The 25,676-nt window shown below is 60.2% G+C and carries 24 protein-coding genes; 12 read left to right on the top strand and 12 right to left on the bottom strand.

Going from position 1 to position 25,676, the window contains the following annotated elements:
• The first annotated feature begins 91 nt into the window (after positions 1–91).
• The 5 genes from ACKUG4_RS18515 (at position 92) to ACKUG4_RS18495 (ending at position 2,629) form a co-directional block, all read left to right on the top strand.
• Entirely contained in the window at positions 92–400 is a 309-nt protein-coding gene (locus tag ACKUG4_RS18515; protein ID WP_445434575.1) for a DUF5629 family protein, read from the top strand.
• Positions 397–1,572: a lactonase family protein gene (locus tag ACKUG4_RS18510; protein WP_445434574.1), complete on the top strand. Its 1,176-nt coding sequence runs from the start codon at positions 397–399 to the stop codon at positions 1,570–1,572. The genes ACKUG4_RS18515 and ACKUG4_RS18510 overlap by 4 nt, the downstream gene beginning before the upstream one ends.
• Positions 1,573–1,727: 155 nt before the next feature.
• On the top strand, positions 1,728–1,907 hold the full coding sequence (locus ACKUG4_RS18505) for a hypothetical protein (protein ID WP_007941320.1): 180 nt from the start codon (positions 1,728–1,730) through the stop codon (positions 1,905–1,907).
• 255 nt (positions 1,908–2,162) lie between these two features.
• Positions 2,163–2,375: a hypothetical protein gene (locus tag ACKUG4_RS18500; RefSeq protein WP_039766857.1), complete on the top strand. Its 213-nt coding sequence runs from the start codon at positions 2,163–2,165 to the stop codon at positions 2,373–2,375.
• Positions 2,372–2,629, top strand: a complete 258-nt coding sequence (locus tag ACKUG4_RS18495; protein WP_039766855.1) for a hypothetical protein — start codon at positions 2,372–2,374, stop codon at positions 2,627–2,629. Before ACKUG4_RS18500 ends, ACKUG4_RS18495 begins: the two co-directional genes overlap by 4 nt.
• Positions 2,630–2,634: 5 nt before the next feature.
• On the opposite strand, the gene ACKUG4_RS18490 is transcribed toward ACKUG4_RS18495, so the two are convergent.
• Genes ACKUG4_RS18490 through ACKUG4_RS18480 form a run of 3 tightly spaced genes read right to left on the bottom strand, consistent with a single transcriptional unit; the run spans position 2,635 to position 8,098 of the window.
• Positions 2,635–3,219: a glutathione S-transferase gene (locus ACKUG4_RS18490; protein WP_236191507.1), complete on the bottom strand. Its 585-nt coding sequence runs from the start codon at positions 3,217–3,219 to the stop codon at positions 2,635–2,637.
• Positions 3,216–6,857 carry an AAA family ATPase gene (locus ACKUG4_RS18485; protein WP_445434573.1) on the bottom strand — a complete coding sequence of 1,214 codons (3,642 nt, stop codon included), beginning with the start codon at positions 6,855–6,857 and terminating at the stop codon, positions 3,216–3,218. The genes ACKUG4_RS18490 and ACKUG4_RS18485 overlap by 4 nt, the downstream gene beginning before the upstream one ends.
• Positions 6,854–8,098 carry an exonuclease SbcCD subunit D C-terminal domain-containing protein gene (locus ACKUG4_RS18480; protein WP_445434572.1) on the bottom strand — a complete coding sequence of 415 codons (1,245 nt, stop codon included), beginning with the start codon at positions 8,096–8,098 and terminating at the stop codon, positions 6,854–6,856. The genes ACKUG4_RS18485 and ACKUG4_RS18480 overlap by 4 nt, the downstream gene beginning before the upstream one ends.
• Before the next feature lie 264 nt (positions 8,099–8,362).
• Here ACKUG4_RS18480 and ACKUG4_RS18475 point away from each other — a divergent pair, with 264 nt between their 5' ends.
• The 6 genes from ACKUG4_RS18475 (at position 8,363) to cdiI (ending at position 11,111) form a co-directional block, all read left to right on the top strand.
• Complete coding sequence (locus ACKUG4_RS18475; protein WP_064597228.1) at positions 8,363–8,860, top strand: hypothetical protein; 498 nt, start codon at positions 8,363–8,365, stop codon at positions 8,858–8,860.
• Positions 8,857–9,240, top strand: coding sequence for a contact-dependent growth inhibition system immunity protein (locus ACKUG4_RS18470; RefSeq protein ID WP_064597226.1), 384 nt, complete (start codon positions 8,857–8,859; stop codon positions 9,238–9,240). Before ACKUG4_RS18475 ends, ACKUG4_RS18470 begins: the two co-directional genes overlap by 4 nt.
• Positions 9,237–9,656, top strand: coding sequence for a hypothetical protein (locus ACKUG4_RS18465; protein ID WP_445434571.1), 420 nt, complete (start codon positions 9,237–9,239; stop codon positions 9,654–9,656). The genes ACKUG4_RS18470 and ACKUG4_RS18465 overlap by 4 nt, the downstream gene beginning before the upstream one ends.
• A 44-nt stretch (positions 9,657–9,700) precedes the next feature.
• On the top strand, positions 9,701–9,946 hold the full coding sequence (locus ACKUG4_RS18460) for a DUF7957 family protein (protein WP_476748351.1): 246 nt from the start codon (positions 9,701–9,703) through the stop codon (positions 9,944–9,946).
• A 72-nt stretch (positions 9,947–10,018) separates the two neighbouring features.
• Positions 10,019–10,372 carry a hypothetical protein gene (locus ACKUG4_RS18455; protein WP_445434570.1) on the top strand — a complete coding sequence of 118 codons (354 nt, stop codon included), beginning with the start codon at positions 10,019–10,021 and terminating at the stop codon, positions 10,370–10,372.
• A 376-nt stretch (positions 10,373–10,748) separates the two neighbouring features.
• Entirely contained in the window at positions 10,749–11,111 is a 363-nt protein-coding gene (gene cdiI / locus ACKUG4_RS18450; protein WP_039766840.1) for a ribonuclease toxin immunity protein CdiI, read from the top strand.
• A 24-nt stretch (positions 11,112–11,135) separates the two neighbouring features.
• Here cdiI and ACKUG4_RS18445 read toward each other — a convergent pair whose 3' ends face one another.
• The 7 genes from ACKUG4_RS18445 to ACKUG4_RS18415 all read right to left on the bottom strand — a co-directional run bounded on the left by ACKUG4_RS18445 (position 11,136) and on the right by ACKUG4_RS18415 (position 18,615).
• Complete coding sequence (locus tag ACKUG4_RS18445; RefSeq protein ID WP_445434569.1) at positions 11,136–12,776, bottom strand: BatD family protein; 1,641 nt, start codon at positions 12,774–12,776, stop codon at positions 11,136–11,138.
• A complete protein-coding gene (locus ACKUG4_RS18440) occupies positions 12,773–14,509 on the bottom strand; it encodes a vWA domain-containing protein (RefSeq protein WP_445434568.1) in 1,737 nt (578 codons plus the stop codon). The genes ACKUG4_RS18445 and ACKUG4_RS18440 overlap by 4 nt, the downstream gene beginning before the upstream one ends.
• On the bottom strand, positions 14,506–15,585 hold the full coding sequence (locus tag ACKUG4_RS18435; RefSeq protein ID WP_445434567.1) for a vWA domain-containing protein: 1,080 nt from the start codon (positions 15,583–15,585) through the stop codon (positions 14,506–14,508). The genes ACKUG4_RS18440 and ACKUG4_RS18435 overlap by 4 nt, the downstream gene beginning before the upstream one ends.
• A complete protein-coding gene (locus tag ACKUG4_RS18430; RefSeq protein ID WP_085610527.1) occupies positions 15,578–16,075 on the bottom strand; it encodes a DUF4381 domain-containing protein in 498 nt (165 codons plus the stop codon). Before ACKUG4_RS18430 ends, ACKUG4_RS18435 begins: the two co-directional genes overlap by 8 nt.
• Positions 16,072–17,016: a DUF58 domain-containing protein gene (locus ACKUG4_RS18425; protein ID WP_007959332.1), complete on the bottom strand. Its 945-nt coding sequence runs from the start codon at positions 17,014–17,016 to the stop codon at positions 16,072–16,074. The genes ACKUG4_RS18430 and ACKUG4_RS18425 overlap by 4 nt, the downstream gene beginning before the upstream one ends.
• A 5-nt stretch (positions 17,017–17,021) precedes the next feature.
• The gene (locus ACKUG4_RS18420) at positions 17,022–17,981 is read right to left on the bottom strand and encodes an AAA family ATPase (protein WP_011334589.1); all 960 of its coding nucleotides are present in this window, start codon (positions 17,979–17,981) and stop codon (positions 17,022–17,024) included.
• Between the two features lie 280 nt (positions 17,982–18,261).
• A complete protein-coding gene (locus tag ACKUG4_RS18415) occupies positions 18,262–18,615 on the bottom strand; it encodes a hypothetical protein (RefSeq protein WP_064597206.1) in 354 nt (117 codons plus the stop codon).
• A gap of 516 nt (positions 18,616–19,131) precedes the next feature.
• Here ACKUG4_RS18415 and ACKUG4_RS18410 point away from each other — a divergent pair.
• Entirely contained in the window at positions 19,132–24,018 is a 4,887-nt protein-coding gene (locus tag ACKUG4_RS18410; protein ID WP_445434566.1) for an NAD-glutamate dehydrogenase, read from the top strand.
• Positions 24,019–24,287: 269 nt separating this feature from the next.
• Here ACKUG4_RS18410 and ACKUG4_RS18405 read toward each other — a convergent pair whose 3' ends face one another.
• Positions 24,288–25,001 carry a hypothetical protein gene (locus tag ACKUG4_RS18405; protein WP_064597202.1) on the bottom strand — a complete coding sequence of 238 codons (714 nt, stop codon included), beginning with the start codon at positions 24,999–25,001 and terminating at the stop codon, positions 24,288–24,290.
• 241 nt (positions 25,002–25,242) lie between these two features.
• Complete coding sequence (locus ACKUG4_RS18400) at positions 25,243–25,662, bottom strand: cupin domain-containing protein (RefSeq protein ID WP_445434565.1); 420 nt, start codon at positions 25,660–25,662, stop codon at positions 25,243–25,245.
• Positions 25,663–25,676 lie beyond the last annotated feature (14 nt).

Here is a 25,676-nt window from a genome sequence, read left to right as displayed (position 1 = left end):
CCGCTATCGCGAGCAGGCTCGCTCCCACAGGCAGGGCTCAGCAGCTGCTTTGAGCTATCATTGCCCTTTCCCCCTGAAAGACATGATTGCCATGACTGCCGTAACCGACACCCTTCTTAACGCCCTCGAACACTGCGGTATGGTCGAAGTCGACGGCCTGCACGCTTTCGAATTCGCCCTCGACGAAGACGACAACCTGCACATCGAATGCATCGATGGCCGGGAAGCCAAGCATTGGGAGTTCACCCCGGCGCAGGTAGCGGCGGCGACGTTTGACGAGGGCCTGCAGAGCTGGCTGATCGTCGGTTTTGCCAGCGACACCAAAACCGTCGGCGAACACCATCTGGTCTGCCTCGGTGATGTACTGAGCAGCGCCGACGACGAGGAAGAAACCGAATGAACATGCGTAAATTCTGGCCATTGCTGATGGCCGGCAGCGTCGGCGCGATGGGCCTTTCCAGCGCCTCGGCCGAGAGCTTCCAGTTTTTGGTGGGCTCCTACACCGCCGATACCAGCGAAGGCATTTACCGGATGAACTTCAACAGCGCCACCGGCCAGATCGACACCAAACCACTGCAAGTGATCAAGAGCGAAAACCCGTCGTGGCTTACCCTGTCGAAGGATCAGCGCCGGCTGTTCGTGGTCAACGAAAACGGTCCTGGCCAGAAAGACCCGGTCGGTCGCGTCAGCAGTTATTCCATCGATCCGAAGACCCACGCACTGACCCTGATCAATCAGGTCCAGAGCCTGGGCAACGAGCCGACCCATTCCAGCCTCAGCGGCGACGCCAGCCATCTGTTCGTCAGCAACTATTCGGTGATGGAAGATCCGGGCGGCACCCTTGCGGTATTGCCGGTGGGCAGCGACGGCAAGCTCAAACCGGTGGTGCAGATGAGCGCGCACCCGGCGAGCCGGATCAATCTCGATCGTCAGGCCTCGAACCACGTGCACTCGACAGTTTCCTCGCCGGACGGTCGTTATGTGTTCTCCAACGATCTGGGCGCGGACAAGGTCTTTGTCTACCTGTTCGATCCCAAGGCCAATCCGGACTTGCCATTGACGCCGGCGATGACCGCTTCTGTGCCTTTGCCCGCCGGCAGCGGCCCGCGTCATCTGTTGTTCAGCGCCGACGGCAAACACGCCTGGCTGACCATGGAAATGAGCGCCCAGGTTGCGGTGTTCGATTACCACGACGGCGTGCTGACCCAGACGCAACTGGTCGATCTGGCGGCCGGCCAACCCACCTCGGACAAGGCTGCCGCCGCGTTGCACGCATCCGCTGACGGCAAATTCCTCTACGTCAGCAACCGTGGCACCGCCAATCAGCTGCTGGTATTCGCTATTGATCCGGCCAGCGGCCAGCTCAAGGAACTGCAACGACGTTCGGTGGAAGGCGATCACCCCCGTGAGTTCAGCCTCGACCCAAGCGGCAAATTCCTGCTGATCGCCAACCAGAAGAGCAACCAGATTGTCGTGGTCGAGCGCGACAGCAAGACCGGTCTGCTGGGCAAAACCGTACAAAAACTGCCGATGGACGCCCCGAGCGATATCAAGTTCCTCATGCGTCAATAAGCCGCAGGCCCCGTTCTACGGGGCCTGAAGCTATGTATTAATCCTGCTGATAACAGGTAATGTTGCAAAGCATTTCAAGCGATCAACCCTCGAGCGTTAAGTTTGCTCCACGGCCCAACCGGGCAAGCAAGCCAACTGAACACGAGGGCACCGCCATGAACTTCAATCTCTTCTCCGTAATTGCCGCTTCCGCCATCTCCGCCACCGTGGCTCTGCCAGCCAGTGCCAACGTTGAAATCAGCGACAAAAAATCCCACACCCAGAGCTACACCCAGAAATACCTGCAACAAAGCGCCAACTTCTACGCCGCGCTGGATCACAAAGCTCAACACTGAAATTTCCGTTACGCTCTGGAACTGCCCAAGGCTGCGATCCTTTGATCTTGTTTCTCAAAAAGCAAAATCAAAAGATCGCAGCCTTGGGCAGTTTTTTGCCTGCGCAACGACCGACGATAGCTATTTTTAAACGACGAGATAGATCGGCTAAATAATCAACGAAGCTGATGGTTACTATGGAAAACCCTGAGTGGATACCCCGGCTTTTTTGATCGATTCTGTGGACCTCGAAACATTGTCCACGGAGCACACATCATGGCCACTTCAATCATCACTTCCGCCAAACGCGGCGCCTACGTGGCCATCGGTCTGTACCTGGTCATGGTGCTGTTTGTCAGTCTGGCGTCGCAGTCGCAACACAGCTTCGAAGCACCGATCGACGTTGCACATCCCGGCATCCAGTTCGAACTTCGCTCACAAAACGCAGCGGTCGGTTCAGCTGAACTCGCGGGAGTCGGCGGAGCATGAAAGGCTACAGACTCTGGGTCATTGCCGGACTGGCGTTCATGACCAACGGCGCTTCCCTGTTGGGATTCGGCCAAGGCTCGGTCGGCGGGCTGGCCCGGGCCATAGAGGCCAACCACAACATCGCGCACAACATCGAACGGGCCAATGCGCTGGGGCTGCTGGCCGGCAATCCGCCGGCGAAAACCGCCAGCGGTTTTCTTGGCCCGTTCGAAGTGGATTGCTCGGCCATCGGCATGTGTGAAGTGCTGGCGTAACGCGCCTACTTTTTCATGATGCCGGTGAACAGCTCCGATTCCAGAAACCGCTGCAACCAGGCCTGCAACCGCACGTAAGGCGTCTGCGCAAACCAGTCACGATCAACATGGGCGAACTGGCGAACGAACGGCAACAGCGCGATGTCGGCCAGGCTTGGATGCGCGGTCAACAAGTAATCGCGACCCTCGAGCAGCTCATCGAGCCGCTGCAAGAACAACGCACCTTCCGCCCGATAAACCTCCATCGGCTGTTCCGGATAACGCTCGGCGTACTTGTAGCGATTCAAGTGCACCTTGAACACTTGATCGTTGGCCTCGATCAACTCGGCGATCCTTGAATCGCCACCCAGCAACCAGTTATCCGGATCGTTCTGCGCCAGCGCCCAGTGCATGATCTCCAGGCTTTCGTCGATCACCTGACCACCCGCATCCAGCACCGGCACCGTGCCCTTGGGCGAGATCGCCAGCATCTGGGCCGGTTTGGCCTTGAGGCTGACTTCGACGATCTCCACCGGCACGCCCGAATAACGCAGGGCCATCCGTGCCCGCATCGCGTACGGGCAGCGGCGGAAGGAATACAGCGTGTTCATTTCACCTCCAGCGTGCTCAAACCGTTGCCTTGGCGCTGCACCTGAATCTGTACCGGAATCCGTTCGTGCATTTCCTGTACGTGGGAAATCACCGCAACCTTGCGCCCTTGAGCCTGCAAGCCGTCGAGGGCGTCCATGGCCAGTTGCAGGGATTCCGGATCGAGACTGCCGAAGCCTTCGTCGATGAACAGCGATTCGATCTTCAACGTGCTCGACGCCATCGAAGCCAGGCCCAGGGCGAGGGCCAGCGACACCAGAAACGTTTCGCCGCCGGACAGCGAATGCACCGAGCGCAGCTCGTCGCCCATCTCCGTGTCCATCACCAGCAGGCCGAGCATGCTGCCGCCACGCTTGAGGCGATAACGCTTGACCAGTTGCCGCAGCTGCACGTTGGCGTGATGCACCAGCAGGTCGAGGTTGTAAGCCTGGGCGATCTTGCGGAAGGTGTCGCCAGTGGCCGAGCCGATCAGCGCATTGAGCCGCGCCCAGCGCTGATATTCGGCATAGGCATCGGCGATCTGCTGCGCCAGCGCCTGGTTGGCGTTCTGGCGGCGCTGGTCTTCGGCCTGTTCGGCGCGCAGTTCGGCGCATTGCTGTTCGCTGGCCGTGCACTGGTTTTGCAGGTCGGCGAGGGCGCTGGCGAGTTGTTCGGCATTCAGGTTGCCGTTGTGTTGACCCTGATGCTCAAGCAGACGCTGATCGCGTTCCTGCACCAACACCTTGGCCTGTTCAACGGCTTTTTCGTTGCGCTGCAAGCGCTGGCGCAGCTCATCAACTTGCGCGTCATCAATCCGCAGCAGGTCTTCGAGGCCGCCGTCATCCAGCTCCGGATGACGGGCGCGCCAGTCGGCAATCTTGCCGGCCAGTTCGCGGTCTTCGGTTTCCAGCGCTTGCAGACGCTCTTGCTGCGCCTTGAGTTCGGCGGCGATTTGCACCCACTGCGTACGCGCTTCCTGCAACGCCTGAGTCGTCGTGGATTCGGCGTTGCGCGCCTGTTCCACGGCCTGTTCCAGTTGCTGCTGCCAATGCTCGGCGCAGGTGTGATCGCCCAACAATTGCGCCAGTTTTTCCTGGCTGGCGAGTTGCTGTTCGGTCAGCGTGTTGAGTTGCTGTTCAGCGTTTTGCAGCTGCTGCACACGGCCCTGTTGGCGGTCCTGTTCTTTCTCGAGCGTCTGCTGGCGTTGTTGCTGTTCGGCCAGCTCTTCCTTCTGCTGATCGACTTGCGCCAGACGTTCGGCAATCTGCCGGTCAAGCTGCATGAAGGTGGCAGCCGGCTCGGCGCGCAAGGCATCGAGGGTGTCGCTGGGCAGCAGTGTGGCGAAGGCCGCCAGCTCTTCGTCCAGACGCTGGCGGTCAGCGCTCAGTTCGCGTTGCTGATTGCTCAGGTGCTGCGCCGCTTGCTGGTGCGCCGTCTCGGCCTGACGCAATTGCTGGGTCAGGCGCGCCGCGTCCTGTTGCAGCGTGAGCAGGGCTGTCTGGCGTTGTTCGTCCTGGGTGATGCTCTGGTTCAGTTGTTCATTCTGGCGAGTCAGCCACGCGGCGCGCTTGTCACTGTCCTGATTCAGCAACGATGCCGCCAGCGGATGCGCCTCGATGCTCGGGGTCAGCGATTGTTGCTGAGCAGCCAGTTGTTCCTGCTGTTGCAGCAACTCTTTCTGTTGGGCAATCACGCCACCGACACTGGCGCGCAGCTCGGTGAGTTTTTCCTTCAGTTGATCGACTGCTTGCTGCGCGCTGGCCTGCTCGCTTTCATCGTGACGGCCGAGGCTTTGCAGCAGGGCTTCCGGCTGATGATACGGATGCTCGTTGCTGCCGCAGACCGGGCACGGCTGGTCGTCCTGCAACTGCGCGCGCAGCTCTTCGACACTGGCACTGCGGGCCAGACGCTGACGCTCGAGCAGTTCACGGGTGACGTTGAGGGTCTGTTCGGCGACGGTCAGCTCGGACTTGGTCTTCACCCCGTCCTGGGTCAGGCGCTCGCGTTCCTGTTGCGCATCGAGCTGACGCTGTTGCAGCTCGGCACTGCGTTTGTCCAGCTCCTGCTGACTGGCCCACAGGCGCGTCAGGTCCTCGACGGCGCGCAATTGCTTGCGGTTGTCCTGCAACAGAGTGCCGAGGATGCCGATCTGCTCGGCGACGGCGTCCGGCTCGGCGCCGGCTTCCTTGAACAGCACTTCCAGCTGTTGCTTCTGCGTGGCGAGCGCTTCGCTGGCGCGAGTGGCGTTTTCTTCGAGAGAGGCCAGTTCGCTTTGGCCCTTGTTCAACCGATTGCCGATCAGCATCAGTTGCTGCAAGCGGTCGCGGTAGGCATTCCACGCTTCGCTCAACGGTGCCAGATAAGCGCTTTGCTCAAGATCGGCAGCAATGCGCTGCAAGCGTTCGGCGACCTGTTTTTGCTGATCGAGCAGGGATTGGATCGTGCTTTGGCCCTGGGCGCAGGCTTGCTCTGCGGCGTGCTTCGCTTCGGTGCCGGACGCAACGTCCTTGGCGAGGCGGGCGAGGGTGCTTTGCTCCTCGAAAGCCTGGCGCAACAGCGGTGCGCTTTCGCTCAGTTGCGTTTGCGCCTGGGTCAGGGCGATCTGCGCTACGGCGAGATCCTGTTCCAGTCGCGTCTGGCGCTCAGCCAGTTCGCTTTGTTGCCGGGTGTGCGCGCTGATCTGTTCCGCCAGTGGCGTCAGCAGTACATCCAGTTCGGTTTTGCGGGCGAACTGGTGCCGTTGCGGGGCGAGCTGTTCCAGGCGTGTCAGTTTCAGACGTTCACCGGCCAGCGATTCGCGTTCATGCTCGGCGCTGCGTAGTTGTTCAGCGGCGGCTTGTTGCGAGTCTTGCAGCCGCAACAGCTCCTTGAGCCAGTCGTGCTGTTGCTCGATCTGCTTGAGCTGCGCCTGCTGCAACTTCAGTTGCTGCTGGGCGGCGTTGAAGCACTCGTCCAGCTCCGCGCGGGCCTCGGGGGCCAGTGGAGTCACGCCGATGGCCTGATCCTGCAACTGCTTGTGGGCTTCGCGGGCCTCTTTGGTCTTGTCGAACGCGCGGCGGCCGAGGCGCGTGTAGAGCGCGGTGTCGGTGAGCTTTTCCAGCAGTTCGCTGCGGTCGTTATCGTCGGCCTTGAGGAACGCACTGAACTCGCTCTGGGCCAGCAGCACCGCGCGGGTGAACTGTTCGAAGTTCAGGCCCAGCGCGGCCTCGAGCTGAGTCTTGTACTCGCCTTTCTGACTGGCGAGCAGTTGATCCTGATCAATGTCGCGCAGGCTCTGACGGCTGGCCTGCAACTTGCCGCCGGCCTTTTCCCGGGCACGGTTGGCTTCCCAGCGCGCGCGATAGCGACGGCCATCGACGCCGACAAAATCCACTTCGGCAAAGCCTTCACCGGTGCCGCGACGCAGCAGGGTGCGCGGGTCACCGGTGGCGATTTCGCCGTCGGCGTCCGGCACCTTGGCGTCACGCCCGGTGTTGTTCAGTCGCGGCACGGCACCGAACAGCGCCAGGCACAAGGCGTCGAGCAGAGTACTTTTACCGGCGCCGGTCGGGCCGGTGATCGCGAACAAACCGGCGCTGGCCAGTGGTTCGGCGGTGAAGTCGATCTCGAACGGGCCGGCCAGCGACGCGAGGTTTTTCAAGCGAATGGCGAGAATCTTCATGGCTGCTCGCCCTCCATCTGTACGTCTTGCAGCAGTTCGGCGAAGTCCTTGAGGGTTTGCTCGTCGACTTCGCTGCCGTAGTTGTCGAGCCAGGCGCGGCTGAACAATTCCTGCGGCGTGAGCTGGTCCAGTTCGATCAGCGCGCTGCCGTCTTCGGCGCCATCAGCGCCACGGTTGCCGGCGTATTCGGCGGCGATCCGCACCAGTCGCACAGCCTTGCCTTGCAGGGCGCTTTCGACCTGATGGCGCAGGTCCGGCTGTGGCTCGTCGAGGCGCACCCGCACTTCCAGCCAAGGCTGGCGCTGGGTTTCGGCCAGCAGGTCGATGTTCGGCAGGTCCGCCAGTTGCAGCAGGATCTCCGCCAATGGTGCAGGGCCGAGGCGTTGCAGATTCACGGAGCGGGGGATCAGCATTGGCTCGACGCTGACCAGGGTTTCGCCGTCCAGAACGACGTCGAGCACCTGGTGCTGATAACTGATTTCCGAAAACGACAACGGGATCGGCGAGCCGCTGTAGCGAATCCGCTCTTCGCCGTTGACCTTCTGCGGCTTGTGCAAATGGCCGAGGGCGACATAGCTGATGCTCGGCCCGAACAGGCTGGCAGGCAGCGCTTCGGCGTTACCGATGATCAGGCTGCGCTCGGAATCTTCCGACACCGAGCCGCCGGCCATGTGCGCGTGGCTGATGGCGACCAGAGCCTGGCCCGGCTTGCGTTTGGCGTTCGCCGCTTCGATCAGCCATTCATGCACCTGGCCAATTCCGCGCAAATAGTTGTCGCCCAGATGCGCGCCGGTGACCTCGGCAGGCCGCAGGAACGGCAGCGCCAGGCACCACGCGGCGACTTCGCCGGATGCATTCGGCAACGGCAACAACAGACGTTCCGCATTCAGTTGCCCGTCATCCAGCCACAACACCCGACCCAGCGCATGGGTGCGCAAACGCCGCATCAACGGCGCGGGCAGCTCGATCCGCGAGCCGGAATCGTGGTTGCCGGCGATCATCACGATGGTCAGCAACGGCTGCTGTTCATGGGCGCTGACGATGAAATCGTAAAGGCGTTCCTGGGCTTTGACCGGCGGATTGACCGTGTCGAAGATGTCGCCGGCAATCAGCAGCACGTCCGGCTGCGCCAGCTTCAATTGGCGCAGCAGCCACTCGAGAAAACAGGCGTGCTCGAAATCGCGCTCCTGGCCGTGCAGGTTCTGCCCAAGGTGCCAGTCGGAGGTGTGAAACAGACGCAAGGCTGACTCCGCAATATAAAGAGGTGATGGCCGCCGGGATGAGAGGGCGGCGAAAGAGGGGAGAGTTTACAGATTATTGCGGCGGGTAGGCTTGTCCGGGAGATGGCGGCCGCGATCTCGGTGAACCCATTAATTGACGACTCGGCACCGGTTACCTACCATCGCGCCACTATATTGATATCGTTTTTGGGGTCTGGCGACTCGTCGTGCTTCAACCCGCACGCCACGATAGCTCACAGAGACATAGAGTCTGGAGCAAGCGTAATGAAACGGGTTAATTCGATACCTTCCGTTACTGACAATCCAGCGTATTTTTCCTGGAAAAAACAGTGGTCGAATCAGGAAGGCCTGGACGTTTATTCGTACATCTTCGATCAATGCCAGCCCGAACATATTCTGTTGTTTTCAAAAATGCTTTTCCCGGATTTTGTGGTGAAAGAGGGTGGCGTATTTTTAGCGCGGAATTTCTCGACTGAAGTGCTTGATAGGTGTTCTGGCCTTACCTCTGGTGATATTTCAAAGACTGAAAAGTTATTGAATGTTGTGAGGATCTATGACGTTTTTGGCCAGGTTGCTGCTGGTGTTTCGGATGACGTGTTTCTTCAATTGTGCAATGTGATCGGTTTCGCGTGGCGCATGGTGCTGAAAGAAAAATTTCCAGAGAAGGTGTTTTGTGTAGAGGTGTCGAACTCGGAGCAGAACTATGGCCCGGATATTACTTTCTACCAGGTTGGATCGTTGAGTCCGGGAGCCGAGGCATGAGGTTTCGGGACCTGGAGCAAGGACCGGATGTTTACGGGCCCCCGGTAAAACTCTCGTCGTTGGATGAATGGTATTTGTCCGTGCGCGATACGCCCTTGGATTGCTTGAGTGTGGGAGATGTCTGTCGTGCATTGAGGCAGGATTTGCATGTGCGGGAACTGCTGCCCATCGGCATAGCGTTACTGACCGAAGACGTCCTGGAAGGCGATAGATATGACGGAGAATTGCTGGTCGCGCTGGCGGGGTTGAGAACTGTGTATTGGCACGAGAATGTCGAAGCATCCCGCAAGGCTGTTGTAGCTGTGGCCGAAGTGAATCGCTTGAGTGCTGACGCTGAGCTGTTAAAGGCTGCTTCAGCCCTGACAGGTTGCTTGAGATGACTATGATTTTTAGCTTGTTGGGTCGCGGTGATCTGGGATTGATTCGCGCTGGTATGACGCGAGACCAGTCCCGAGCGACCCTTGGTGGAAAGTTTGATGAGTTTTTCAAGACTGAAGATTCGGCAGTGCCGACGGATGCTTATGATGATCTAGGCGTTCACATGTACTTTGATGAGAGTTTCATTGTCGTTGGTGTTGAATTTTTAAAGTGGAGTGAGCTTGTTTGGGGGGATCAGAAACTGGTCGGTGAAGACGCTCTGGTGATACAGCGGTTTCTGAAAAGCCGAGGACAAACGCTGGTTTTCAACAACTCGGGTTTTGATGTTGTTGATATGGGTTTGAAGTTTTACGTGCCTGACTTCGAAGAAGATGACGCCATCGTCGAGGCTGTGTATGTAGAGCTTTGTCGCGCCTGATGAGGACTTCAAAAGTAATTAAGGTCGCAGAATCCTTGAGTGTTGTGCTGATTGATCGACTTGGGCAGGAATCACTTTTCGATGAGGCTGAGTGCTCGAGAAATATCTATTTAATAGATGAAGCCGGTCGTAGGGTTTGGCAAGTCTTTTCTGACTTTGACGCCCATGCAGGTCCCTTCACAAATATCATCCTCAATGAGAGGGGGCTTAAAGGTTATAGATGGGATGGTGGTATGTATGAGATTGATATCGAAACGGGAAGGGCGGTTCCTGGCGAGTTTATGAAGTAGGTGCTAACAGACAATGAGCCAGATAAAAGTGGAAACTCGTTGCTCAGGATCGAAAAGCGAAAAAGGCGATAAATGACCGCAGGGGTTGCGATGAAGGATGGAGAAGTGTTCCGAAAGACGTTGATTGACTTGATTGCCGAAAAGTGGGGCACTTTCGAGGCTGAGAGTTGGGCGGCCGACTATAGGCTGAATTGGAATGACGAACTGTTGGAATTGATGGGTAACGCTGTGTCCGATGTTTCGAGAGTCGCGCAAGCATTGAAAAATAAAGATGACGTTGAGTTGTGTGTGGCGGCGGGGAGGGCGCGTACGGGTTTTTTGGATCTGTCAAATTTTTTTAGAGGAATATTTGATGATTTCGATGCACTGGTCAGAGAAGCCGAGTGGCAAGAAATACCTGACGACTATGTTTACGACAAGACATGAAAGTGAAAGGAAAGGGGGCTTTTTTATTAAATAAATCTGTCCAATTTTTTACTTTTTTTTACTGAGTTTCATGGAGAGGTGTATGTGATTTGCCCAAGATGTCAGCAGGACGACGTTATCAAGGCGATGATAAAAGCGACTAGGTCGATTATTTTTATTTGCCCTGAGTGCGAAGCGACGTGGTTCTCGATCGACGAAGTAAAGTTCCCCGGATTTGTGGATTACATGACTTATATGAGCAGTATTGGCCTGTCCCATCTGTGGGATGAGTTGGAAACTATTTCGGAAAAAATATAGGTGCCGGAGTAGTAAAGGCAGAGAAAAAAGGACTAAAAAGGAGAATAATGTCCACCCGAATTAAAAATGTGAGGTGCATATGAGAGAGTTGTTCGGTCAGCCATATAGCCAGTCAGACCCTAATTGGATTGTTAAAGGGTATTTTGACAGGATGTATAATGACGGCCGTTTTATCGAAGCGGTTGGCTATGTTGTGAAAAGATGGGGGTTCAGTGTGGATGGGGCATACTGTAACTTTCCTGATGAAAGCAGCCCGTTCGACGAAGAGCACTTCGAAGGGGTGGAATTTTCCTATGGTTATCCCCCGAGTGATGAGGACACCATCGTCGTCAGCGAATCGGTTTGTACTGAGTATCTTCGGCTAGCTTGTGAGAAGTACCTTCAGCGTCATCCTGAAGATAAGGCGAAAATAGAAGAACTCTTACGGGTTATCTCTTTTTGAATTTAAGAAAAAAAGGGGACGTTCCTACTTCGGATACAGCGGCGGCAACCCACTATCACCGACCGGATCCTGCACCCGCTCCGCCGTCGGAATTGTCCGGATCGCCCGCCACAGATCTTCACCCTGCCAATGCTGCCCGGTCTCGCTGTACAGCGCGCCGTTCAGCCCATCGAGCGCATCCGACAACGGCACAAACCGCGCCGCCATATCCGCCAGCGTTTCCGGCTGCTGGCGGGCCCAGGCGTCGAGGGCCTGGCGGGTGGCGTGGGGGTCGTTGGCCTGGCTGGCGCGTTTGATGTCGTCGAGCAGGGTGCGCGGGCTCGGGCCGGTTTGTGCGGCGCGCAGGATTGCCGGTTGCCAGCGGGCACGCCACCAGAGGCCGAAGCCGAGCAGGGTGGTGCAGGCGAAAACGAACGTGCTGAGTTTCCACCACCACAAAGCTTCGCTGTCGGCGACGCTGAGCGGTTGCGCGTTGCCGGCCGGGGTGTCGACTTGCAGGCTCGGGTTGTTCGCCACCTGCAGGGTGCGCGCCGGCAGTCTGGTGTGTTCCAGGTGATCTTCGAAGGTGTTCCACCAGACCACGTCCACCGTTGGCAACTCGATCGAGCCGCTGCGGCTCGGCACCAGCGCTTCACGTTCTTCGCGGCTGCCGATCAGGCCGCGGTCGCTGCTCTGGTTGTTCAGCACCGGTTGATCCGGGTAGCGGCGCAGGCCGTTGGCTTCGGTCGCGGGCAGGGCGGGCAGTTGCGAGCTGGCCAGGCCTTCGACCTTGAGGGTCAGGCTGCGGGTCAGGGAGTCGCCGACCTGGGTGTGTTCCGGCTCCGGATTCCAGCTCTCGCTAAGGCTCAGGCTGCGGGCCGGCAGCCACGGTGCATCGCTGGGGTAGGTCATCGGTTTGGGTTTGACCGTCAGCGAAGTCGCGGCGGAGCTGATGTGCATCAGTTTGCCCGGCTTCGGCCCCTGCGCCGTGGCGTCCTGCGCGGGCTGGGTATCGACCAGTGTGGCGCTGAAGGTCTGCGGGGCGATGCTCAGCAGACCGCTGTGCTGCGGATAGATCGCGTAGCGCATCTCGATCACGCCATGGCGCACACCGTTGATGTCTTTTTCGTAGGTGCGCATGTCGCCCAGTTGCTCGATGCGCGCATCGGCGATCTGCAATGGCGTCAGGCTGCTGTCGTCGTACAGCGACACCGAATGGTAGATGCGCAACGTCAGGATTGCCTGGGCCTGCACGTAAACGCTGGTCTGGTCGAGGCTGGCTTCGATGAACACCGGTTCGCGGGCATTGTTTTCTTCGCGGGTGTCGCTCTCGATCACTTGCACGGTGATCGGCTGGCTCTCGACGTCGCCCAGTTTCAGCGGCGGGATTTCAACGCTGCCGTTCTGCTTGGGCAGCAATGTGATGATCCAGCGCGTGGTAGCGCGGTTGTCATCGTTTAGCGTGTTCAACTGGTTGACCTGACGCGTGCCGCGCACTTCGAACAGCGGCTCCAGCGGGCTCAGGTCCGGTTTGCCGAACTGCGTGACATCGTTGGATTCGAGGGTGAGTTCCACCGTCTCGCCGGAGTTCAGGCGACTGCGATCCACACTGGCCGTCAGCTCGGCCGCCTGGGCGGTGGCCGTGCAGATCAGCAGGGGCAGCAAGAGAGCGGTGAAACGGGTCATCGAATGTTTTCCTGATCCTGATGTTGTTGCTGTTCGTACCAGAATTTGCGTCGCAGCAGTTCGCCCGGATCATCCGGGATCTTGCCCAGCCATTGTTCCAGCGCCTGCTGTTGCTCGCCTTCGAGGGTGTCCTCATTGGGGCGCAGCAGCGGCGGGGTGTTGTGTTCCTCGCCCGGTTCGCTGTCCGGCAGCTCGTTGGCACCCGGCAGCGGCGGGGTGGTCGGTGGCGGTTCGCTGGCGGATTCGCCGGTCTGCGGCTCGCTGTGCGTTTCGCTTTTGACCGCTGGTGGTGGTGCGGTCTGTGGCGGTGGTTCATCGCCCGGTATGTTTGGCTGCGCCGGTTTGTCTTGCGGTTCGGTCGGCGGCGGGGCGTTTTTCTGTTTCAGCAGGTTTTCCACCAGCGCCTTGTTGGTCAGCGCCGGACGCAGATCCGGCTGACGTTCCAGGGCCTGTTCGTAGGCATCCAGCGCCGCTTCCAGCTCGCCGCTTCTGGCCAGGGCATTGCCACGATTGTAGTGGGCGTGGGCGTCATTGCCCTCGGCGAAACGCTGAGCGGCGCCACTGTAGTCGCCGGCCTCGTACAACGCCACCCCTTGCCATTGCGGATCTTCGAAATGCTTCGCCGCTTCGGCCGGGCGCTTCTGTTTGAGCAGATGCAGGCCTTGCTGATCGGGACGCAGCCACAGGTCTTCGAAGTCGAAGGCATAGCTCGGTTGCGGCAATGCCAGAAGCAGCGGCAGGCAGAACAGCCAGCCACGCCGCCCGGCGCACGCGGCGAGCAACAACAGCGGCAACAGCAGCCAGTAACCCTGATCGGCCCAGGTGTCGAGGCGCACGGTCTGGCCATCGTCGCGCAGGCTGCGCGGGCCATCGAGCAGGCCGAGGTCGCCCAGATCGGATTCATCCAGCCGTGCGCTGCGGTACTCGCCGCCGACCGCGTTGAGAAATGCGCCGAGGCCCGGGCTGTCGAGTTGCGGCACGCGGATTGCGCCCTGGGCATCCTTGAGGAAGCTGCCGTCTTCCTGAGCAATCGGCGCGCCCTCGGCGGTGCCGACACCGAGCATCAACAACTGCGCCGATTGGCCGCTCAGCGCATTGCGAATGCCTTGGCGTTCTTCTTCCGACAGCGAAGAGCCGATCAGCAGAATCCGCCCCTGACCCAACGCACCCTGCTTGAGCAGCGCCAGCGCCTTGCTCACCGCCAGATCGGCGCGATGACCGCTTTCCGGCATCAGCGAAGGCTTGAGCGCGTCGAGCAGGTTGCGGCTGGTCGCCAGGTCATCCGACAGCGGCACCAGCGTATGGGCGCTGCCGGCGTAAACGACGATGGCGGTCTGGGCGTCGCTGCGCACCTGCAACAGGTCGAACAGCTTGCGCCGGGCCTGTTCCAGTCGCGTTGGCGGCGAATCGGTGGCGAGCATTTCCGGGGTCAGTTCCAACACCACCACCAACGGGTCGGCGGGTTTCTGGCTGGTCTGTTCGACCCGTTCCCAACTCGGCCCGAGCAACGCCAGAATCGTCAGCAGCCAAGCCACGCTCAGGGCGACCCACGGCAACTTGCTGTCACGACCACTGCCGCCACTGAGCAGCGTGGCGTGGAAGGCCGGCGGCAGAATCATCTGCCAGCGACCCGCGCGTTTCTGCCGGTGCCAGAGCTGCCAGATCAGCCAGCCGAGCAACGGCAGCAGCAACAGCCACCAGGGACGGAACCAGTGCGGCCACAGGGCGATCATCGGCGCCTCCGCAAACGCAGGCGCTTGAGGCGCTCGCGCCAGTCAGGCAGGGGGCTTTGCAGATACAGCTCCTTGGTGAACAGCCGTTGCAGCGGGTTGTCCGGCCACAACACGCGGGCCACCAGCAAAATGCTCAGCAGCAGCGCGAATGCCAGCGGCCATTGATACAACGCCTGCGCCGGCCGGGCCTGGGTCGGTTGCTGAGTCACCGGTTCGAGCTGGTCGAGGGTGTCCTTGATCGCTTGCAGTTGCTGGCCGTCGCGAGCGCGGAAGTATTGGCCGCCGGTGACCTCGGCGATGGCCTTGAGTGCCGGTTCGTCGAGATCGAGGGTCGGGTTGCCGCCCAGCAACGCCGTGGCGCCGCTTTCTTCGGGATCGGCGCCGATGCCGATCGGGTAGATTTTCACGCCTTCATTGGCGGCCAGTTTGGCGGCGGTCAGCGGGTCGATTTCGCCGCCATTGTTCGCGCCGTCGGTGACCAGAATCAGCACCCGGCTCTGGGCTGGACGCATGCGCAGGCGCTTGAGCGCCAGGCCGATGGCGTCACCGATGGCGGTGTTCTTACCGGCGATGCCGATCCGCGCTTCATCGAGCCAGACCCGAACGGTGCGCCGGTCAAACGTCAGGGGTGCTTGCAGATAAGCCTGGCTGCCAAACAGGATCAGACCGACCCGGTCGCCATCGCGGCTTTCGAGAAAATCACCGAGCAAATGCTGAACCAGCGACAGACGACTGACGTCTTCGTCGTTCCATTGCATGTCCGGGAAATCCATCGAGCCGGACACGTCCACGGCCACCAGCAGATCACGACCGCTGGCGGCAATCGGCAGCGGTTCGCCGAGCCATTGCGGGCGTGCGGCGGCGGTCAGCAACATCAGCCACAACAACAGAAACGGCGCCTGTTGGCGCCAGGCCGGCAGGTTGGCGCGGGCGCGACGGCGGGCGAGACCTTCGAGGTCGCCCAGGAAGCTCACTTTCAACGCCGGCTCGCCGCTGTCCGCCACCGGCAGCACCAGGCGCATCAGCCACGGCAGCGGCAACAGCAGAAAGATCCACGGCCAGGCGAACTCAAACATGTTTGCGGATCCAGGTGTCGACTGCCTGGGTCAGGCCGGCGATGGCTTTGTCGTCGAGTTTGCACTCGGGTTTGTAGGCGCCTTCGACAAGCACCATCCAGCGGGTCAGGCCGGCGGCGGGGCAACGGTTGTCGAGAAACGCCAGCCATTTGCGACCGTTGAGGGTATGACTCTGGCTGTAGGGGTAGTGGTTGCGGCACAGCCGCTTGAGCAGGCCGTTGAGCTGCTGCAGCCAGGCGCCGGCCGGGGCGCCGTCGTAGGGTTTGGGCATCTGCGCCAGTTCGGCGAGTGCAGCGATGCGCACCGGGTCGAGCGGCAGTTCGGCGCGCACGACCGGTTTTTTCTTGATCGGAATGAAACGCCGCAGCCGCCAGGCTGCAAAACCAATCACCGGCAACAGCAAAAGCAGCAACCACCAGCCCGGTGCCGGCGGCCAGAAGGCAATCGGTGGCGGGGAGATCAGCGGTTGCAGTTGTTCGAGGCCGTTCATCGACCTTTCCCCGGACGCTGCGGGTTAAGGAACTCGCGCATCTGCTCGACCATTTCGCTCTGGGTGCTCAGCGGCATCAGCAGGACGCGCAGCTTCTGCGCGAGCAGTTCCCAGCGAGCGATCCGCGCTTCAGCCTGGGCGCGATAGGTCTGGCGCAGATCGAAGTTCAGGGTGTCGAGTTCCAGCTGCGCGCCGCGCTCGGCGAACCTCAGCAGTCCGGCGGCGGGCAGGGCATGATCCAGCGGATCGGACAGCGGCAGCATCAACAGGTCGCAATGGCGCGACAGCAGGCTCAATTGCTGCTCGGCGCTGTCGGACAGTGCGCGCTCGTCGCAGATCACGATCACCAGACTGCCCGGTCGCAGCACCTCGCGGGCCCGGCGCAACGCCACGCCAAACGCATCGCGATCCGGCTCCCGCTCGCTGTGCAGCGACTGGTTGACCTTCACCAGCCGGTTGAGCAGCTGCAACAGGCTCTGCTTGCTACGCCGTGGTTTGATTTCGTAATGCTCGTTGTCGCCGAACACTAGCCCGCCAACCCGGTCGTTGTGACCGAGCGCTGCCCAGCCGATCAGCGCCGCAGCCTGCGCTGCAAGCACCGATTTGAACATCAGCCCGGAGCCGAAGAACAGCCGCGTGCTTTGCTCGACCATGATGAAAATCGGCCGTTCGCGTTCTTCATGGAACAGTTTGGTGTGCGGTTCCTGCGTCCGTGCCGTCACGCGCCAGTCGATGGTGCGCACATCGTCGCCGGCCTGATAGACCCGCACCTGATCGAAGTCGACGCCGCGACCACGGAATTTCGAGTGATGCAGGCCGATCAGCGGGCTGCGCTGGCTCGGCGTCGAAAACAGCTGCACTTCGCGCACGCGGTGACGCATCTCGATCAGCTCGGCGAGGCTGATGCGGATGCCCGGTTCGGACGGCAGGGAGGCGTTCATCGAGGTCAAGCGACGGCTACGACGTCGAGAATCCGTTGCACCACCCGATCCTGGTCGATGCCAGCGGCTTCGGCTTCGAACGACAGAATGATGCGGTGACGCAACACGTCGAACAGCACCGCCTGGATGTCTTCCGGGCTGACGAAGTCGCGACCGGCCAGCCAGGCGTGGGCGCGGGCGCAGCGATCCAGGGCAATCGAGCCGCGCGGGCTGGCGCCGTAGGCGATCCACTCGGCCATTTCCGGGTCGAACTTGGCCGGGTTGCGCGTGGCCATGACCAGTTGCACCAGGTATTCCTCCACGGCGTCCGCCATGTACAGCCCGAGGATTTCCTTGCGCGCGGCGAAGATCGCCTGCTGGCTGACCCGGCGTTCGGGCTTGGTTTCGCCGTTGAGGGCTTCGCCCCGGGCCTGTTGCAGGATCCGGCGTTCGACGGCCGCGTCCGGGAAACCCATTTTCACGTGCATCAGGAACCGGTCGAGCTGCGCTTCGGGCAACGGATAGGTGCCTTCCTGCTCGATCGGGTTCTGCGTGGCCATCACCAGAAACAGCGGCGACAACTCGTAAGTGCTGCGCCCGACACTGACCTGACGTTCGGCCATGGCTTCGAGCAAGGCTGATTGCACCTTGGCCGGGGCGCGATTGATTTCGTCCGCCAGCACCAGGTTGTGGAAGATCGGCCCTTGCTGGAACACGAAACTGCCGGTTTCCGGGCGATAGATCTCGGTGCCAGTGATGTCGGCCGGCAGCAGGTCCGGAGTGAACTGGATGCGATGGAACTGGGCTTCGATGCCCTCGGCGAGCTCTTTGATCGCTTTGGTCTTGGCCAGACCCGGAGCGCCCTCGACCAGCATGTGGCCGTCGGCGAGCAGGGCGATGAGCAAGCGCTCGATGAGTTTTTCCTGGCCGAGAATCTGCGTTGAAAGAAAGGTTCGCAGCGCCAGCAGCGCTTCACGATGTTCCATCGATGACTGTTCCTGGAAAGGGTGGCCACAGGCGTTCGGATAACGCCGGGGCTGGGGGCGTTACTTTAATCCATCGCAGGGGGTGGCGACTAACGGCATTTTGCGCAAAGTGCGGGAAATGACCGGGGCAATTGTTGGAATTTTGTAGGGCGGGGGAGGTGCGGTGTTCTTTCGGGCCCTATCGCGAGCAGGCTCGCTCCCACAGTGACCGCGTTCTGTCAGTAAGACACGGTCCACTGTGGGAGCGAGCCTGCTCGCGATTGGGCCAGTGCGGACGCCATTAAACTTCGCTAATGAAGGTCCCGGTGCCATCAAGAATGTTCTTCAGGGTTTCCTCAACCTCGGCCAGATCGACCATGTCCGGGTTGAAAGTGATTTCCAGCACATCATCCCCGTTCAGCGCATCGGCATCCGCCGCGGCGATTTCGATCTTCAGCAGTGTCCTGGTCAGGGTGACCTTGACGCCATCGAGCGTGGACGGCTCGCCATCCAGGGTGATCTCCAGCTCGTCCTCGTCCGGATAGCGGCTCATCAGGAACATTTCGCCCTTGTCGCTGTGGCAGCAGAGCATGGCCATGTTGTCTTCTTCGTCGTCGCACGGGTTGACGATCAAAAGGGCGGTGGTCATTTGCATGGGGAATTCCTGCCTCGGCGGGCGTGTTGGTCGCAATTGGGCGCGATTCTGCCAGTCCGCGGGAATTTCTGCATGTGAGAGTGTCAGAGGATGTGTCGTGAACGCGACACAGATCAATGGTCATTCCTGGCACGCCTGTACCTTAAAAACGGGGATTGAGACCGGCGTTCCGCCCCATGACTGCTAGTGTTTACCGATGCGCAGGCCTTGGTTTACGTGCCAATGACCGAATATGTCGCAGCACCGCAAGCAGACACATTGTCGCACCCATTAAGCTGCGCAACGGATGAGCACCCGTAAAGGCATTGCCAAGGCCCCGCGAGCGGCGCCAGACAGTCGTTTTTGCAGATGCCCATTCATGGAAGGTGAATGTGACCTGAGTGTCTCGTCCAGCTTCACCCACCTGTCACCCTGTTTCCTCTGCCCGAGAATCAGGAACAGGGCGACGGAACGCCCCGAAAGGGGTTTTGCACGCGACGCTTTCCATCAATAACAAGCCCAAGCGGAGTACCACAGATGGCGTTCTTCACCGCAGCCAGCAAAGCCGACTTCCAGCACCAACTGCAAGCGGCACTGGCGCAGCACATCAGTGAACAGGCACTGCCACAAGTGGCGCTGTTCGCTGAACAATTCTTCGGCATCATTTCCCTGGACGAGCTGACCCAACGTCGCCTCTCCGACCTCGCTGGCTGTACTCTTTCTGCGTGGCGCCTGCTTGAGCGCTTCGATCACGCGCAACCGCAAGTGCGCGTCTACAACCCCGATTACGAACGTCATGGCTGGCAGTCGACCCACACCGCGGTCGAAGTGCTGCACCATGACTTGCCGTTCCTGGTGGACTCGGTGCGTACCGAGCTGAACCGTCGCGGCTACAGCATCCACACCCTGCAGACCACCGTGCTGAGCGTGCGTCGTGGCAGCAAGGGCGAGTTGCTGGAAATCCTGCCAAAAGGCACCACCGGCGAAGGCGTGCTGCACGAGTCGCTGATGTACCTGGAAATCGACCGCTGCGCCAACGCGGCCGAATTGAATGTGCTGTCCAAGGAACTGGAACAGGTCCTGGGTGAAGTCCGCGTCGCGGTCGCCGATTTCGAGCCGATGAAGGCCAAGGTGCAGGAAATCCTCACCAAGCTCGATAACAGCGCATTCGCCGTCGATGCCGACGAAAAGAACGAAATCAAGAGCTTCCTGGAATGGCTGGTGGGCAACCACTTCACCTTCCTTGGTTACGAAGAGTTCACCGTTGTCGATCAGGCCGATGGTGGCCATATCGAATACGACCAGAACTCCTTCCTCGGCCTGACCAAGATGCTGCGCACCGGTCTGACCAACGAAGACCGCCACATCGAAGACTATGCCGTGAACTACTTGCGCGAACCGACCCTGCTGTCGTTCGCCAAGGCCGCGCATCCGAGCCGCGTGCACCGTCCGGCCTACCCGGACTACGTGTCGATTCGCGAAATCGATGCCGACGGCAAAGTGATCAAGGAACACCGCTTCATGGGCCTGTACACCTCTTCGGTGTATGGCGAAAGCGTGCGTGTCATTCCGTTCATCCGCCGCAAGGTCGAGGAAATCGAGCGCCGTTCCGGCTTCCAGTCCAAGGCTCACCTGGGCAAGGAACTGGCACAGGTTCTGGAAGTGCTGCCGCGTGACGACCTGTTCCAGACTCCGGTCGACGAACTGTTCAGCACCGTGATGTCGATCGTCCAGATCCAGGAACGCAACAAGATCCGCGTGTTCCTGCGCAAAGACCCGTACGGTCGTTTCTGCTACTGCCTGGCCTACGTGCCGCGTGACATCTACTCCACCGAAGTTCGCCAGAAGATCCAGCAAGTGCTGATGGAGCGCCTGAAAGCCTCCGACTGCGAATTCTGGACGTTCTTCTCCGAGTCCGTGCTGGCCCGCGTGCAACTGATCCTGCGCGTCGACCCGAAAAACCGCATCGACATCGACCCGCTGCAACTGGAAAACGAAGTGATCCAGGCCTGCCGCAGCTGGCAGGACGACTACGCCGCCCTGACCGTCGAAACCTTCGGCGAAGCCAACGGCACCAACGTGCTGGCCGACTTCCCGAAAGGCTTCCCGGCCGGCTACCGCGAGCGTTTCGCTGCGCATTCGGCCGTGGTCGACATGCAGCACTTGCTCAATCTGAGCGAGAAGAAGCCGCTGGCCATGAGCTTCTACCAGCCGCTGGCCTCCGGCCCGCGCGAGCTGCACTGCAAGCTGTATCACGCCGATACCCCGCTGGCCCTGTCCGACGTGTTGCCGATCCTGGAAAACCTCGGCCTGCGCGTGTTGGGTGAATTCCCGTACCGTCTGCGTCACACCAACGGCCGCGAGTTCTGGATCCACGACTTCGCGTTCACCGCCGCCGAAGGCCTGGACCTGGACATCCAGCAACTCAACGACACCCTGCAGGACGCGTTCGTCCACATCGTCCGTGGCGATGCCGAGAACGATGCGTTCAACCGTCTGGTGCTGACCGCCGGCCTGCCATGGCGCGACGTGGCGCTGCTGCGTGCTTACGCCCGCTACCTGAAGCAGATCCGCCTGGGCTTCGACCTCGGCTACATCGCCAGCACCCTGAACAACCACACCGACATCGCTCGCGAACTGACCCGGTTGTTCAAGACCCGTTTCTACCTGGCCCGCAAGCTCGGCAGCGACGACCTGGACGACAAGCAACAGCGTCTGGAACAGGCGATCCTGACCGCGCTGGACGACGTTCAAGTCCTCAACGAAGACCGCATCCTGCGTCGTTATCTGGACCTGATCAAAGCGACCCTGCGTACCAACTTCTACCAGACCGACGCCAACGGCCAGAACAAGTCGTACTTCAGCTTCAAGTTCAACCCGCACTTGATCCCTGAGCTGCCGAAACCGGTGCCGAAGTTCGAAATCTTCGTTTACTCGCCACGGGTCGAAGGCGTGCACCTGCGCTTCGGCAACGTTGCTCGTGGCGGCCTGCGCTGGTCCGACCGTGAAGAAGACTTCCGTACCGAAGTCCTGGGCCTGGTGAAAGCCCAGCAAGTGAAAAACTCGGTCATCGTGCCGGTGGGTGCGAAGGGTGGCTTCCTGCCGCGTCGTCTGCCACTGGGCGGCAGCCGTGACGAGATCGCGGCCGAGGGCATCGCCTGCTACCGCATCTTCATCTCGGGTCTGCTGGACATCACCGACAACCTGAAGGACGGCAAACTGGTACCGCCGGCCAACGTCGTGCGTCATGACGACGATGACCCGTACCTGGTGGTCGCGGCGGACAAGGGCACTGCGACCTTCTCCGACATCGCCAACGGCATTGCCATCGATTACGGCTTCTGGCTGGGTGACGCGTTCGCGTCCGGTGGTTCGGCCGGTTACGACCACAAGAAAATGGGCATCACCGCCAAGGGCGCGTGGGTTGGCGTACAGCGCCACTTCCGCGAGCGCGGCATCAATGTCCAGGAAGACAGCATCACGGTGGTCGGCGTGGGCGACATGGCCGGTGACGTGTTCGGTAACGGCCTGTTGATGTCCGACAAGCTGCAACTGGTTGCCGCGTTCAACCACATGCACATCTTCATCGACCCGAACCCGGATCCGGCCACCAGCTTCGCCGAGCGTCAGCGCATGTTCGACCTGCCGCGTTCGGCCTGGTCCGACTACGACACCAGCATCATGTCCGAAGGCGGCGGCATCTTCTCGCGCAGCGCGAAGAGCATCGCCATCTCGCCACAGATGAAAGAGCGCTTCGACATCCAGGCCGACAAGCTGACTCCGACCGAACTGCTGAATGCCTTGCTCAAGGCACCGGTGGATCTGCTGTGGAACGGCGGTATCGGTACTTACGTCAAAGCCAGCACCGAAAGCCACGCCGATGTCGGCGACAAGGCCAACGATGCGCTGCGCGTGAACGGCAACGAACTGCGCTGCAAAGTGGTGGGCGAGGGCGGTAACCTCGGCATGACCCAACTGGGTCGTGTGGAATTCGGTCTCAATGGCGGCGGTTCCAACACCGACTTCATCGACAACGCCGGTGGCGTGGACTGCTCCGACCACGAAGTGAACATCAAGATCCTGCTGAACGAAGTGGTTCAGGCCGGCGACATGACCGACAAGCAACGCAACCAGTTGCTGGCGAGCATGACCGACGAAGTCGGTGGTCTGGTGCTGGGCAACAACTACAAGCAGACTCAGGCCCTGTCCCTGGCGGCCCGCCGTGCCTACGCGCGGATCGCCGAGTACAAGCGTCTGATGAGCGATCTGGAAGGCCGTGGCAAGCTGGATCGCGCCATCGAGTTCCTGCCGACCGAAGAGCAACTGGCCGAACGCGTTGCCGAAGGCCATGGCCTGACCCGTCCTGAGCTGTCGGTGCTGATCTCGTACAGCAAGATCGACCTCAAGGAGCAGCTGCTGGGCTCCCTGGTGCCGGACGACGACTACCTGACCCGCGACATGGAAACGGCGTTCCCGCCGACCCTGGTCAGCAAGTTCTCTGAAGCCATGCGTCGTCACCGCCTGAAGCGCGAGATCGTCAGCACCCAGATCGCCAACGATCTGGTCAACCACATGGGCATCACCTTCGTTCAGCGGCTCAAAGAGTCGACCGGCATGACCCCGGCGAACGTGGCGGGCGCTTACGTGATCGTGCGCGACATCTTCCACCTCCCGCACTGGTTCCGTCAGATCGAAGCCCTGGACTATCAGGTCTCCGCTGACGTGCAGCTGGAGCTGATGGACGAGCTGATGCGTCTGGGCCGTCGCGCTACGCGCTGGTTCTTGCGTGCCCGTCGCAACGAGCAGAACGCTGCCCGTGACGTCGCGCATTTCGGTCCGCACCTCAAAGAGCTGGGCCTGAAGCTGGACGAACTGTTGAGCGGCGAAATCCGCGAAAACTGGCAGGCGCGCTATCAGGCGTACGTCGCCGCCGGTGTACCGGAACTGCTGGCGCGTATGGTGGCGGGTACTACCCACCTCTACACGCTGCTGCCGATCATCGAAGCCGCCGACGTGACCGGTCAGGATCCAGCCGAAGTGGCCAAGGCGTACTTCGCCGTGGGCAGCGCGCTGGACATCACCTGGTACATTTCGCAGATCAGCGCCTTGCCGGTTGAAAACAACTGGCAGGCCCTGGCCCGTGAAGCGTTCCGCGACGACGTCGACTGGCAGCAACGCGCGATCACCATCGCCGTTCTGCAAGCGGGCGGCGGTAGCCTGGACGTGGAAGAGCGTCTGGCGCTGTGGATGGCGCAACACGACGCGATGATCCAGCGCTGGCGCGCCATGCTGGTGGAAATCCGTGCCGCCAGCGGCACCGACTACGCCATGTACGCGGTGGCCAACCGTGAGCTGAACGACGTGGCGCTGAGCGGTCAGGCGGTTGTGCCTGCTGCGGCGACGGCGGAGCTTGAGCTTGCTTGAGTAACCGTTGAATGAAAAAGCCCCGCTCTCGAAAGAGGCGGGGCTTTTTTATGCCTGTGGTTTGGCGGTATTTGTGTGTTGCTGCACAAATCCAGCCCCTCACCCCAGCCCTCTCCCCAATGGGGCGAGGGGGAAAGGGAGCCGATTTGTGTGCTTTTCAACACTTGAGTTCGACTCAGGAATAACAGGTCGATGTATTTCGCCAATACCACTCGGTCAGTCCCCTCTCCCTCCGGGAGAGGGTTAGGGTGAGGGCAGCGGTTCAACTATCACCGCACATTAAAACCTTGTTTACTCTCAAGCATCGACACGTTACCTGCCGACCTGGTCAATAAATTACTGAGCGACTGGTCAAACTTCTGCAGCGCCCGAACCTGAACTTCCTGTTGCTGATTAATATCCGCAACAATCTCCTCTGAACGCTTGAAGTCCGCCCAGACCGGCGTCAATTCTTTTGCCTCAGACCCCTTGGCCGTCCCGATATAGTTGAACTTCCCGTCATAAAAGTCCGCACTCACATCCGCCTTGATGTTCGAACTGCGCGACGTAATCAACTGGCTGTGCGTGTCGACGATCGCCACCACATCCGGATTGGCCGCACGCAGGCTTTGCATGTCCGGGTACACCGTCACCGAACCGAACTGGCGTTGCAGCGAGGCTTTCACCCAATCCACCGCCATGTCCGGTTTCGAGGTGGCGACGTAGGCGTCATGAATCGGCTGCACCAGCAGGCTCTGGCCGAAACCGGTGCCGGCGTTGGCCTGGTAGTTGCGCAAATAGTCACGGTTGGCCTGGGTGCTTGGGCTGTAGATGACACCCAGCGAGACACCAGGACCGCTTTTGACCTGGGTGGCGCTGCTGCGTCCCACCGGTTGGTTGAACAGCGTATCGAGGGAGGAAACCGCTTTCGGAGCGGTTGGAACAGAACAGGCTGACAAGGCTAAAACCGATATCGCCAGAGTACTGGCAAATGCAAGTTTCATGGTGAGTCTCCCGTGAAGCAACTTCAGTCGGAAAGTCAGGCATGTCGGGGTTGATTAAATAGAACCGGCGACAGTCGCCTCAGACTACTCCCGCCAAACTGAAAACAACCTGACAATTTGCTGAATGACTGTCATGCAATAGTTTTATTGGCTGTAAGCCTTCTTGATTAATTGCCGCGAGAAATAAAAAAGGCGCAAATCAAAAATTTCCGCCTTTTATTTATGGCTGGTTAAACAGCCATCAGTTTTTCAATGGGATCAATACTTGCTCGTCGGGCGACAGCACCATGAATACCAGCAACCTGGCCGGCTTGCTCTTGCTGGCGTTTTTCGAGATCAAATGCTCGGAGCCGGCCGGCTCGTACCAGTACTGGCCTTTCTTGTAAGTGATCGGTTGCTCACCCTTGACCTGGGAAACGATCTCGCCTTCGAGCACGTACGCCATGGCGGTGCCATCGTGTTTATGGGCGATGGAGGACTGGCCGGGTTTGTAGTCGACTTCGATCATCAGGGCTTTTTTGCCCGGGACGTTTTTCAGCATCTGGTCCTGCAGCACCGAGATTTTCTCGGACGGGGAATCGGTACCGTGGGCCAGTGCCGAAGCGCTGATGGTGAGGGCCAGAGCGGCGAGCGGGGCGGCAAGCAAGTGCAGGACTTTCATGGTGATCACCTGAT

The organism is Candidatus Pseudomonas auctus (genome assembly GCF_048654275.1).
In the GTDB taxonomy this organism is placed as follows: Bacteria; Pseudomonadota; Gammaproteobacteria; order Pseudomonadales; family Pseudomonadaceae; genus Aquipseudomonas; species Aquipseudomonas pharyngis.
This window is presented reverse-complemented; position numbering and strand designations above follow the sequence as displayed.

Excerpts from the sequence above, each read along its gene's own strand:
- ACKUG4_RS18515 (WP_445434575.1), top strand. The coding sequence starts at position 92 with ATGACTGCCGTAACCGACACCCTTCTTAACGCCCTCGAACACTGCGGT.
- ACKUG4_RS18510 (WP_445434574.1), top strand. The coding sequence starts at position 397 with ATGAACATGCGTAAATTCTGGCCATTGCTGATGGCCGGCAGCGTCGGC.
- ACKUG4_RS18505 (WP_007941320.1), top strand. The coding sequence starts at position 1,728 with ATGAACTTCAATCTCTTCTCCGTAATTGCCGCTTCCGCCATCTCCGCC.
- ACKUG4_RS18500 (WP_039766857.1), top strand. The coding sequence starts at position 2,163 with ATGGCCACTTCAATCATCACTTCCGCCAAACGCGGCGCCTACGTGGCC.
- ACKUG4_RS18495 (WP_039766855.1), top strand. The coding sequence starts at position 2,372 with ATGAAAGGCTACAGACTCTGGGTCATTGCCGGACTGGCGTTCATGACC.
- ACKUG4_RS18490 (WP_236191507.1), bottom strand. The coding sequence starts at position 3,219 with ATGAACACGCTGTATTCCTTCCGCCGCTGCCCGTACGCGATGCGGGCA.
- ACKUG4_RS18485 (WP_445434573.1), bottom strand. The coding sequence starts at position 6,857 with ATGAAGATTCTCGCCATTCGCTTGAAAAACCTCGCGTCGCTGGCCGGC.
- ACKUG4_RS18475 (WP_064597228.1), top strand. The coding sequence starts at position 8,363 with ATGAAACGGGTTAATTCGATACCTTCCGTTACTGACAATCCAGCGTAT.
- ACKUG4_RS18470 (WP_064597226.1), top strand. The coding sequence starts at position 8,857 with ATGAGGTTTCGGGACCTGGAGCAAGGACCGGATGTTTACGGGCCCCCG.
- ACKUG4_RS18465 (WP_445434571.1), top strand. The coding sequence starts at position 9,237 with ATGACTATGATTTTTAGCTTGTTGGGTCGCGGTGATCTGGGATTGATT.
- ACKUG4_RS18455 (WP_445434570.1), top strand. The coding sequence starts at position 10,019 with ATGACCGCAGGGGTTGCGATGAAGGATGGAGAAGTGTTCCGAAAGACG.
- cdiI (WP_039766840.1), top strand. The coding sequence starts at position 10,749 with ATGAGAGAGTTGTTCGGTCAGCCATATAGCCAGTCAGACCCTAATTGG.
- ACKUG4_RS18445 (WP_445434569.1), bottom strand. The coding sequence starts at position 12,776 with ATGACCCGTTTCACCGCTCTCTTGCTGCCCCTGCTGATCTGCACGGCC.
- ACKUG4_RS18440 (WP_445434568.1), bottom strand. The coding sequence starts at position 14,509 with ATGATCGCCCTGTGGCCGCACTGGTTCCGTCCCTGGTGGCTGTTGCTG.
- ACKUG4_RS18435 (WP_445434567.1), bottom strand. The coding sequence starts at position 15,585 with ATGTTTGAGTTCGCCTGGCCGTGGATCTTTCTGCTGTTGCCGCTGCCG.
- ACKUG4_RS18430 (WP_085610527.1), bottom strand. The coding sequence starts at position 16,075 with ATGAACGGCCTCGAACAACTGCAACCGCTGATCTCCCCGCCACCGATT.
- ACKUG4_RS18425 (WP_007959332.1), bottom strand. The coding sequence starts at position 17,016 with ATGAACGCCTCCCTGCCGTCCGAACCGGGCATCCGCATCAGCCTCGCC.
- ACKUG4_RS18420 (WP_011334589.1), bottom strand. The coding sequence starts at position 17,981 with ATGGAACATCGTGAAGCGCTGCTGGCGCTGCGAACCTTTCTTTCAACG.
- ACKUG4_RS18415 (WP_064597206.1), bottom strand. The coding sequence starts at position 18,615 with ATGCAAATGACCACCGCCCTTTTGATCGTCAACCCGTGCGACGACGAA.
- ACKUG4_RS18410 (WP_445434566.1), top strand. The coding sequence starts at position 19,132 with ATGGCGTTCTTCACCGCAGCCAGCAAAGCCGACTTCCAGCACCAACTG.
- ACKUG4_RS18405 (WP_064597202.1), bottom strand. The coding sequence starts at position 25,001 with ATGAAACTTGCATTTGCCAGTACTCTGGCGATATCGGTTTTAGCCTTG.
- ACKUG4_RS18400 (WP_445434565.1), bottom strand. The coding sequence starts at position 25,662 with ATGAAAGTCCTGCACTTGCTTGCCGCCCCGCTCGCCGCTCTGGCCCTC.